General features: G+C 65.0%; 6 protein-coding genes. 2 read left to right on the plus strand and 4 right to left on the minus strand.

Annotation, left to right across the window (positions count from 1 at the left end):
- Window positions 1-86: 86 nt before the first annotated feature.
- The 3 genes from AB4083_RS20505 to AB4083_RS20515 all read right to left on the minus strand — a co-directional run bounded on the left by AB4083_RS20505 (window position 87) and on the right by AB4083_RS20515 (window position 4,097).
- Window positions 87-1,580, minus strand: coding sequence for a GGDEF domain-containing protein (locus AB4083_RS20505; protein WP_441610362.1), 1,494 nt, complete (start codon window positions 1,578-1,580; stop codon window positions 87-89).
- Window positions 1,581-1,973: 393 nt separating this feature from the next.
- Window positions 1,974-3,392 carry an ATP-binding protein gene (locus AB4083_RS20510; protein ID WP_441610363.1) on the minus strand — a complete coding sequence of 473 codons (1,419 nt, stop codon included), beginning with the start codon at window positions 3,390-3,392 and terminating at the stop codon, window positions 1,974-1,976.
- A 39-nt stretch (window positions 3,393-3,431) separates the two neighbouring features.
- Window positions 3,432-4,097 carry a response regulator gene (locus tag AB4083_RS20515; protein ID WP_441610364.1) on the minus strand — a complete coding sequence of 222 codons (666 nt, stop codon included), beginning with the start codon at window positions 4,095-4,097 and terminating at the stop codon, window positions 3,432-3,434.
- Window positions 4,098-5,267: 1,170 nt separating this feature from the next.
- Between AB4083_RS20515 and AB4083_RS20520 the strand changes: the two genes are divergently transcribed.
- Both AB4083_RS20520 and AB4083_RS20525 read left to right on the plus strand, forming a co-directional pair.
- Window positions 5,268-7,040 (plus strand): alpha-keto acid decarboxylase family protein, encoded by a 1,773-nt coding sequence (locus AB4083_RS20520; RefSeq protein WP_441610365.1) that lies wholly within the window; start codon window positions 5,268-5,270, stop codon window positions 7,038-7,040.
- A 40-nt stretch (window positions 7,041-7,080) separates the two neighbouring features.
- Window positions 7,081-9,183, plus strand: coding sequence for a hypothetical protein (locus tag AB4083_RS20525; protein ID WP_441610366.1), 2,103 nt, complete (start codon window positions 7,081-7,083; stop codon window positions 9,181-9,183).
- Window positions 9,184-9,452: 269 nt separating this feature from the next.
- Here the strand turns inward: AB4083_RS20525 and AB4083_RS20530 are convergent, their stop codons facing one another.
- A complete protein-coding gene (locus tag AB4083_RS20530) occupies window positions 9,453-9,818 on the minus strand; it encodes a hypothetical protein (RefSeq protein ID WP_441610367.1) in 366 nt (121 codons plus the stop codon).
- Window positions 9,819-10,195: the final 377 nt, after the last annotated feature.

Genomic DNA, 10,195 nt, shown 5'->3' on the forward strand with positions numbered 1-10,195 from the left:
CCCCAACGTGGCGATGCCCTTCAAGCTGGCCAGTGTTGGGGTTCGCCTGTGGCTCACCCCAACCTACGCTCCGACGCGGGCAGGTATCACGACATCGCCTCCGTCCCCGGTACCTTCGCCCACACCACCTGATTCCTGCCCGCATGCTTGGCTGCATACAGCGCCGCATCCGCCGCGCTGAGCATCGCCTCGGCATGCTCATAACGAGCCAGCTCGCTGGACGCGATCCCCGCGCTCACCGTGACGAAGCCACGCACCCCGCGCACATGCAGGACGCGCAACGCCTCCACCCGCGCGCGCAGGCGTTCCAGCGCCGCACCGGCGGCATGCGGGGTGTAGCCGCTCATCAGCACGACGAATTCCTCGCCGCCTGCGCGGGCCAGCGTTACGCCGGCCATCGAGATCGCTTCGCCCGCCAGCGCCTGTGCGACGGAAGCCAGGCACTGGTCGCCGGCGAGATGCCCGTAGGTATCGTTGAACGCCTTGAAATGATCGATATCGAGCATCGCCACCGCCAGCGGCGTACGCGCCTGCCGCGCACGCTGCCATTCGCGGTCGAGCGCGCGATAGAAGCCGCGGCGGTTGAGCAGCTGGGTCAGGTCGTCGCGCAAGGCGGCGCGGCGCAGGCCGTGATGCAGGCGCTTGAGTTCGTCTTCGGACGACAGATGCCGGCCCAGCATCAAGGCTGCACGCAACGCGTATGAGGCGATGCCGGCGACCACCGCGCCAGCGGCGAGCGCGGGCGCCCGGTGCAGATAGCCGAACGCGAGCAGGCACAACGCCAGGCTCAGCACGAAGGGGCTGATGCTGCCGGCGAGGTGGCGTACGCGCGTCGATGGCCGGTAGCCGCGCAGCCAGTCGCCGCGGCGCCGGCTCAGCAGCAGGCCGGTCAGCACGAACGGCAGGTTCAGCAGCAGCTCCGGCAGGTACGACTCGCTGGCGAGCACGAAGCGGTTGTGCGCGGCGGGCGCGAACAGTTCGATCCAGGCGAAGGCGGTGAGCACGACGAAGAAGCGGCGCTCGTCGCGGCGGCGCGCGCCGAGCAGGCGCAGCGTGGCGAATACCGCCACGAACAGCGCCATGGCGTCGAACAGCCACATGATGGCGCGGGCGTTGTCCGGCTGCGCCTCGGCGCCGGCGACCAGCGCGCGCACGAGCCCGTAGAACATCACGGCGATGAAGATGGCCAGCGCCGTATCGACCCATCCCATCCATCGATAGGCGGGCCGTACCGGGTCGTAGGTGGCGGCGAGGGTGAGCAGCAGGCTGCTCAGGCAGAAATACAAGGTGGGATCGAGGGCGACCAGGGTGCCTTGAGGATTCACCAGGGAATCGACGAACAGCAGCACGAACGCCGCGGCCTGGCTGAGCAGAGCCGCCAGCAGCAGCGACCACAGCGGACGGTTGTGCGGCAGACTCAGGCGCACGCGCCGCAGGCTCAGCAGCAAGGTGAAACCCAGCGTGGCCAGCACCACGGCATAGCTCAGGCTCAACACCTGCGGCGGCTCGATCGCCAGCACGGCGAGCTGCGCCGCCAGCAGGGGCGCATACAGACGCGGAGCGAGGGCCTGCATGTTCATGGCGCGTCGCAGGAGCGGTGGTGCGGCCACTTAAGCACGAATCCATGCGGGGTTGTACCGGCCTGGAGAGGGCCGCCGGCGCTTGCCCTACACGACGAGGGCGATGCCGGATGCCATGGCAGGTTTCACCCGTACGCCACGCACCGGCATCCGCCTACATACGCCGGTTTCGCGCCGCCGCAATCTATCCCTGCCCGGACTCGCTCCCCAGCGGTTCCGGGCCGCGGACGCCCGGGCTCTTCCCCTCTGCCCCGGGTCGACGTGGGTCCCCCCGTTACGGGGGGACCGCTTTATCGATGGACGGGCCACCGCGAAGGAGTGCCGGCGATGCAAGCGGGAAGACCCATCCATGGGCGTGGCGATCCTGGCCGCCGCAGAATTCGGCCGCCGAGCCTAGCGATCCTGCGCCGCCTCGTCGCCGTGCAGCAGCAGGCTGACCCGCACGTGCAGGCCTGTGCCGTAGCGCGAATCGAGCAACTGGATGTCCGCACCATGCATCTGCGCCGCGCGCTGCACGATCGAAAGCCCCAGGCCGTAGCCGTCGCCGCGCGTGCCCGGTTCGCGGTGGAAGCGCTCGAACAGCGCGGCGCGCCGCTCGGGCGGAATGCCTGGCCCGTTGTCGACGACATCGATCACGGCCACCCGCCCGGCGCGGGACATGGCCAGTTCCACCATGCCGCCGGAGGGCACATGGCGCATCGCGTTCTCCAAGAGATTGCGCAGCATCGCGCGCAGCGCCGCCTCGTCGCCGCGCACCACCAGCCGCGGCGGCAACGGGGCGAGCACCAGTTCGACACGGCTGTACGCGATCACCGAGACCATTTCCTCGATCACGTCGCCGGCCAGCGTCACCAGGTCGACCGGAGCCATGGCGCGGCGGCCCTCGCCCGATTCCAGCCGCGCCAGCGCCAGCAATTGCTCGGTGCGGCGGGCGAGCGCGACCAGGCATTCGCGCGCATCGGCCAGCGCGCTGTCGGCGGTGCCCGCTTCGCGGGCGCCGATCGCGGCATCGAGGTTGATCATGGTGGAGGCCAGCGGCGTGCGCAGTTCGTGCGCGACGTCGGCGCTGAAGCGGCGCTCGCGTTCGAGCGCGTTTTCCAGGCGGCCGATCTGCTCGTTCAGCGCGTCCAGCAGGGGACGCAGTTCGGTCGGCGCGTTGTCCAGCGTCACCGGTGCATGGCTGCCCGGCTCGCGCCGGAGCAGCCGCTTGGCCAGCGTGTCCAGCGGCCTGAGCCCGCGCCGGATCGCCCAGCCCATCAGCAGGGCCAGCAACGGCAGGGCGACGAACAGCATCAGGCCGTACTGGACCCACAGCGCCTGGCTGATTTCGCTGCGGCTGTCGTAGCGCTCGGCGGTGCGGATCCATTCGCCGTCGGTGCCGCGAGGCAACTGGAAGACCCGCCAGCGGCGCTTGCCGAAGGACACGTCGCGAAAGGCGGTGTCATCGGCGCGCGGGGCCGGCATGCCGGCCAGATTCTCGGTGGTCGCCAGCAGCCGGCCATCGGCTCCGTACAACTGATAGCCCACTTCCGGCTCGTACGAATGCATGCCCTTGCCGTGCGCCGCCGGCGTGCGCGAGGGCGTGGGCACGACGATGGCCTGGCCGTCGCGCGGCATGCCGCCGGTGCGCAACAGCACGTCGAGCGTGCGCGCCGACTGCGCCAGGCGGCCGTCGAGCAGTTCGTGTACTTCCTTCACCGTGTAGCGATAGCTGAGCGCGCCGAGCACCAGCATCGCCACGGCGAGGATGGCGATCACCATCCAGCGCAGGCGCGAGCGCAGGCTGGGGAAGCGCAGGGCCGATCCGCTCATGCGGGTCTACTCGTGATGAGTCCGCTCATGCCGGTCGACTCACGATGGATCCAGCGGGATGGTGTAGCCGAAGCCGCGCACCGTCTTGATCGCGTCGAAGCTCAGCTTGCGGCGCAGGCCGTGGACCAGCACGTCCAGCGCGCCGGAACCCACCTCGTTGTCCCAGCCGTAGAGCGAGCTTTCCAGCTGCTCGCGGCGGACCACGCGGCCGGCGCGTTCCATCAGGTATTGCAGCAGGGCGAACTCGCGGCGGCTCAGTTCCACCTTCTTGCCCTGGTAGCTGACTTCGACCGCCGCCGTGTTGAGCACCAGCGGGCCGACCTCGATGCGGTTGTCGGCCATGCCCTGGGCGCGGCGCGTGGTGGAGCGGATGCGCGCGGCGAGCTCGTCCAGGTGGAAGGGCTTGATCAGGTAGTCGTCGGCGCCCGCGTCGAGGCCGCGGATGCGCGACTCCAGGTCGTCGCGCGCGGTCATCACGATGATCGGCGTGCGCAGGCGGCGGCTGCGCGCTTCGGTGAGGATCTCGAAGCCGTCGCGGTTGGGCAGGCCCAGGTCGAGCAGCAGCAGGTCGACCGAAGGATCGTTCACCGCGGCCATGGCCTCGCGGCCGTCGCGGATCCAGGTGAGGGTATAGGCGAGCTGTTCGAGAGCCCGCTGGATGGCTTTGCCGAGGAGCGGATCGTCCTCGATAAGAAGTATGTGCACGCAAGCACCCAGGATCGCCGATGGGGCGAAGTATCCGGGAAAATGATCGGGGCGGCGCATTAGTGCCGGCTTAGCACGGCGGCTCAGGCGTTCTCTTCCGTGTCCAGGTGCGGCCGGACGAGCGCGTAGCGCGAAGAACGCCCGCAGGGCGGCCCCGAAGGGGCGAGCGAAGCGAGTCATCCAGTAGTGGTGGCGCTTGATGTGGTGCTGTCGCCAGGGTGTCTCGCCTTTGGCGAGTGTTTCGTCCCGCTGCCGCGGGCCGACTTACTTTCTCTTGCTTGCCCACCCCCCGAGGGGGCCTAGAGAGAACGTAAGCAAAGAGAAGGGCACCCTGCTTGGCGCCCTCCGCAGCTTCGCTGCTACGGGTCCGTGAGGGCTGGCCGGGCTTTTTGACAGGGCATCCTGCCCTGGCAAAAAGGCGAGGACATCCATGTCCTCGCCCCCTTCGGGGCTTGATCGTCCAGCCCTCACCGCCGGCGCCAAGGGGACCCGAAGATCAACAGCGACGAGCAAGAGCAAAAGCGCGCAAGCGGAACGCAGCGGCTTCGCCGCTTGCTCTTGGCTCGCCGCGCCGCTCAAGCGGCCATGCCCGAGCCGTCATCTCATTGCGCGATCATCGCCAGCAGGCTGCTCATCATCCCGAGTGCGAGTGGCCGCGAGTCGTGTACGTGGCTGACATTAATCCGTGACATCGGCTTCACACCCCTGCGTTGTAGTCTCCGGCCGTTTTCAGGGGGCAGAATTCAGGATTTCTGCAAGAAAAGCATCTCGGCGTCCAGCTCTTTCATGGCGTCGATTTGCGGCTGTCGCCCCTGTGCTGTGGTGGTCGTGAGGCACCTCGGGGAGTCCAGCCAGCTCGCCTGTCCATTCGTTGACGTTGGCTGGAGCACATCACTTCAAACGTAGTGGGGCGGACCGGCACGTCGGTCCAGGGAGCGCACTATGAAAGATATCGTTCGCCTGCGAGCAGTCCTTCTCCGCATTTCTTTGCGGAACGGGGCCGTTGTTTCCTGGGGCAATACGGAATAGCTCAGCGACGAGGATGCGCTCCACGCGCATTAAGCCCGGCCATGGGCTTATTTCATTTCTTTTCGGCAACGACGGAAGCGGCGAGCATGGAGCCGCCGGCTTGTGTCGCGCGCCTCTCTTCACCAGACAGGGGGAATCGTCATGGCAGACAGCAGCCGCACCAATAAGTCCCGATCCATCAGCACGGCACCCGCTTCGATTTCGACCGCCACCTTCACCGTGGCCGATTATCTATTGACGCGGCTCAAGCAATTGCAGGTCACCGAGGTATTCCAGATACCCGGCGATTACGTAAAGCACTTCACCCAGGCGCTGGAATATTTCGACGGCGTCACCGCGATCGGCGCGATCAACGAACTGGATGCCGCCTACGCCGCCGACGCTTATGCGCGCACCCGCGGCCTGGCCGCGGTCTCCCTGCAATTCGGTGTAAGCGCGTACAGCGCGCTCAACGCGATTGCCGGCGCCTGGGTCGAGCGCAGCCCGATCGTGGTGATAAGCGCCACGCCCGGCGCCGACATGCGCGACATCACCGACATGTACGACGTGCTGTTCCACCACTCCACCGGCGACCTCAATTCGGACCGGGCCATCTACGAGTACGTCACCGTCAAGGCGATCACGCTCAGCACCAATGTGGGCGCCGCCGAGCAGATCGACGAGCTGCTGATCGATGCGATCACCGAGAAGCGCCCGGTCTACATCGCCTGCTACAAGGAAGTCTGGGGCCAGCCGTGTTCGCGTCCGCCGGCGACGCCGCTCAAGCCGCGCGTCACGCGCAGCCCGGAGCTGGCGCTGCGCAATGCGGTGGACCAGGCCTGGGCGCAGATCACCCAGGCCAAGCAGCCGCTGATCTTCGCCGGTGTCGAGGTACTGCGCTTCGGCCTGTCCGGCCTGCTGCAGAAGATCATCGACGCCAGCGGCTTTCTGTACACCACCACCAGTCTCGGCAAGACCGTGCTGGACGAGCAGGGCGACAAGTTCATCGGCACCTACTCCGACGCGGCATCGATCGAGGCGGTGCGCGAGATCGTGATGGCTTCCGATTGCGTGCTGACGCTCGGCGCGATCATCACCGACGACTACCTCACCTTTATCGAAAGCAAATACGCCGACATGGTGCTGGCCGATACCGCCGGCGTGCGTGCCGGCTACTTCAAGTACGGCGACGTGACCATGCGCGACTTTATGGAAGCGCTGCTGGCGCGGTTCACCGCGAGCAAGGCGTATCCGATCAAGGCCAAGGCGCCGCCGCAGCCGAAGTATCCGTTGCCGTGGTCTGCCAACTCCGACCCGGTCTACGACATCGATCCGCAGATCATCACCTACAACCGTTTTTTCGCCCACACGATGAAGTTCCTGCAGGACAAGAACTTGCTGAAGGACATCGTGATGACCTACGGCGTCAGCTCGGCGATGTACGTGGCCACCAATGCCTATGGCCTGTCGCAGGGCAGCTTTATCGCCTCGGCCGCGTGGCAGTGCATCGGCTTCGAGACCGGCGCCGCTTCCGGTGCGCAACTGGGCAGTGGCAAGCGCGCGTGGACGGTCGCCGGCGACGGCGGTTTCATGATGGTCTGCCAGTCGCTGTCCACCCTGGCGCGCAACAAGCTCAATGCGGTGATCTTCGTGATGAGCAACCAGGTCTACGCCATCGAGCAGGTCTACGTGGACATGTCCGCATTCAAGCCCGGCCCGAAACACAAGTTCGATGCCTTCGACATCCTGCCCCAATGGGACTACCTCGCGCTGGCGAAGGCCTTCGGCGCGGAAGGCATCCGCGTGCAGACCGTGGACGAGCTGGTCGCCGCCCTGCCGCGCATCGCGGGCATCAAGAACAAGCCCGTGCTCGTCGAAGTCGTCATTCCGAAAAAGGATCTGCCCGGCCAGATGTACCGCCTGGGCAGCGAATAACACCCGCTGCCAGCCACTCTCATACAGGGAGCTACACACCATGACACAGAAGACCTATGCGATCTTCGGCGCCGGCGCTGCCGGCCTCTACACGGCCTGGCGGCTGCTCAGTGGCCAATCCAAGCAAACCAAGTTCAGTGCCAAGCAATTGAAGAAGGGCGACATCCTGGCGCTGCACGACTGGGGCCGCTACGACTTCACCAAGCGCTATCCCGGCACCCGCGCCGCGGGCGCGCGCGTCTGCACCTGGCACTACAACAACGACAAGACCAACTCCTTCGTCGAACTCGGCGGCATGCGCTATTCGTACTGGAACCGGATTCCGACCAAGGAATATCCGGATCCCAACAATGGCCTGGCACCGGGCCACCGTGTGGTGACCGCGGTGATTTCCCTGCTGGGGCTGGACAAGTATTCGGTGCCGTTCAACGTCACCAATAACCAGCTGTTCTATCTGCGCTCGCGCAATTTCTATCTGAACGGGATCAGCTCGAACACGCCCGCGCCGTACGCGGTGAACAACTTCGGCGCCGCCACCACGCCCGACCAGGGCTTCACCATCGTGCAGGACCTGGCGACCACCAAGCCGTGGAGCGACTTCACCCGCCGCGACTGGTGCTCGTTCTATCAGCACGGGCGGATCACCGCACAGCTGACGGAGTCGAGCGTGTTCCAGCAGGGCGATTACCTGAAGGACATCGGCTACTGGAACCTGCTTTACGATCAGCTCGGCGCGGAAGGCTATGACTACGCAGCCGACGGCAACGGCTACAGTTCCAATGTGATCAACACGCATGCTGGCGTGTCGTTCAATATCAACAACGAGTTCACCCCCGGCAGCCAGTACCGCACGCTGTCGATCGGCTACTCGGGCATGTTCAATGCGTTGTTCGAAGAGATCCTGAAGCTGGCCAAGGCCAAGGGCGTCGACTTCCGCTACCACCCCGATACGCGCCTGCATTCCATCCTGTCGAAATCCGGCAAGGCGGCTTACACCATCGCGCTGCGCGCCGATCCCAATCGCGCCGCGGGCGAGGGCGAGGCCGATGCCGCATGGCTGGCGATGCCGCGCGCGGCGATCGACCTGGTGGCGCAGGCCACGCGTTTCCGCGCACCCGCCAAGGGCGAGGTGGATGTGCTCAACCACGAGAAGGTGAGCCTGTACCTGGAATCGACGATCATGCAACCCTCGTACAAGGTAGGCATGTTCTTCGACCAGCCCTGGTGGTCGCCCGACATCGATAATCCGGCGCCGTATCCGGCCATGGTGGTGGGCTACACGATCACGCCCGACACGATCTCCAGCCTGCGCGGACAGAAATTCCCCGCCGCCGCGCTGAAGGTCATGGCGACCCTGATCGATGTTCCCTACGAGTCGGCCGGGGACATGGTGAAGGCGATCGAGAACATCACCGACCAGGCCTTGACCATTGCCCAGGTCAAGCAGCTGACCGCCGCCTCGCGCAACGACACCATCGGGCCAAGCGTCAGCAACTCGCCGATCCGCATGGTGGTGTATTTCGGCAACAACGCGACTACGCCGAAGAAGAAGCCCGTCTACGGCATCCTGGCCAGCTATGACGACGAGGACAACACCGCGTTCTGGCACGAACTCGAACTCGGCCCCAAGCGCCAGCGCGAGATCCCGACTTCGTCGGATACGCAGCCGCTGGAGGGCCCGCGCAAGGTGCCCGCACGCATGGTGAAGATGCTGCGCAAGATGCTGGCCGAGCTGCACTTCGGCCCGAACTCGGACTACACCACCGTGCCCGAGCCGCTGGAATCGGCGTACATGGACTGGTCGCTGCCGCCGTTCAATGCCGGCTATCACGAATGGGCACCGCACTACGACATCGGCGACGTGCAACGGAAGATCCGCAAGCCCTCGCAGCTGATCAAGGGCGCCGATGCCGACATCTTTATCGTCGGCGAGGCTTATTCCAACGACCAGGCCTGGGTGGAAGGCGCCTACTGCACCGCGGAATCGGTCTTGAACGATTTCTTCGGCATCGAGCCGATCATCGACAACAAGGCCTACCCGTTTATCTGTCCGGAAGATTCGGTCGTCGACAAAGCCGATGTGGAGAAGTTCCTGCGCAATATCGACCCCCAGCGGCAGTCGGAGGAGTCCGAGCCCGTGTAAGGGATCGCCTGCTTGCTGTACGGGAAAGCCCCGCGATGCGGGGCTTTCTCTTATGGACGGGAAGGCGAGGGATTACTTGGTGGTATAGCCGCCGTTGATCAGGATCGTCTGGCCGGTGATCCACCAGTCATCGCTCACCAGGTGGCGGATATAGGTAGCGCGCTGGCCTCGATCATCCCGCTGCAGCGGGATAGATCATCTAGAAAATCAGACTAATCCTGGTAGGAGTAGAACGACCCATCGAATCGCACGATGGGTCGCAGTTGCCGTCAAGCATCGGCGAGGTGAGACTCGGACAGTGCGCCCAGGCTTAGCGATTCAGCGTACTCGCTAAGAAAACGCACGGCGACGAACAGGCCTTCCACATAAGTCGGTGGCAGCGGCCATTCACCGGGCGCATTCACCTGGCCGCTGGCTTGCCGCTCGCGGAAGGCATCGCTGTTGGCGAGCAGGTCATTGATCACATTCACCGCCATATGGATGCCGGCGAGGCGGGTAAGTAAACGTTCTTGAGAATCTTCGACCTCATCAGTGAGATAAATCGGGCGACCTAAGGGATTGGTGGCGGTGGCGAGACGCAAGTCATCCGCCGTCGGGATGGCATAGATATCTGCCGTATGATCCTGGCTAGCCATGATCGACTTTCCTATGGAGTTGGTTGTGGTCAGCGGGCCGGTCTGGGTTGCAGCCCAACCGGCCCGCGCTTGCATGGTGGGATGGCCATGGTTGCGTGCGGAGAGATGAAATACGCAACTGCGCCACGCTAACAAAGCATTGCGCGAGTGTCTGTCGGGTGAGGATGACAGTGGGTATGGGAATTTCGTAGGTGTGTTGTTTGGTTGGTGATGCGTGCGTTGGGTTGCGGGGGCCTATCCTAGATTTTGTGTAAACGGGGCATTGGCAGGAAACTGCCATCTGACCCGGAGACACCATGAGTCCACGCAAACACGAAGTGCCCGACGAGCTGCTTAGCAGTCTGTTAGCCAACTATCAGAAGCCCGAAGATCTCGTT

The organism is Dyella sp. 2RAB6 (assembly GCF_052115385.1).
GTDB lineage: Bacteria > Pseudomonadota > Gammaproteobacteria > Xanthomonadales > Rhodanobacteraceae > Dyella_D.

Excerpts from the sequence above, each read along its gene's own strand:
- AB4083_RS20505 (WP_441610362.1), bottom strand. The coding sequence starts at position 1,580 with ATGAACATGCAGGCCCTCGCTCCGCGTCTGTATGCGCCCCTGCTGGCG.
- AB4083_RS20510 (WP_441610363.1), bottom strand. The coding sequence starts at position 3,392 with ATGAGCGGATCGGCCCTGCGCTTCCCCAGCCTGCGCTCGCGCCTGCGC.
- AB4083_RS20520 (WP_441610365.1), top strand. The coding sequence starts at position 5,268 with ATGGCAGACAGCAGCCGCACCAATAAGTCCCGATCCATCAGCACGGCA.
- AB4083_RS20525 (WP_441610366.1), top strand. The coding sequence starts at position 7,081 with ATGACACAGAAGACCTATGCGATCTTCGGCGCCGGCGCTGCCGGCCTC.
- AB4083_RS20530 (WP_441610367.1), bottom strand. The coding sequence starts at position 9,818 with ATGGCTAGCCAGGATCATACGGCAGATATCTATGCCATCCCGACGGCG.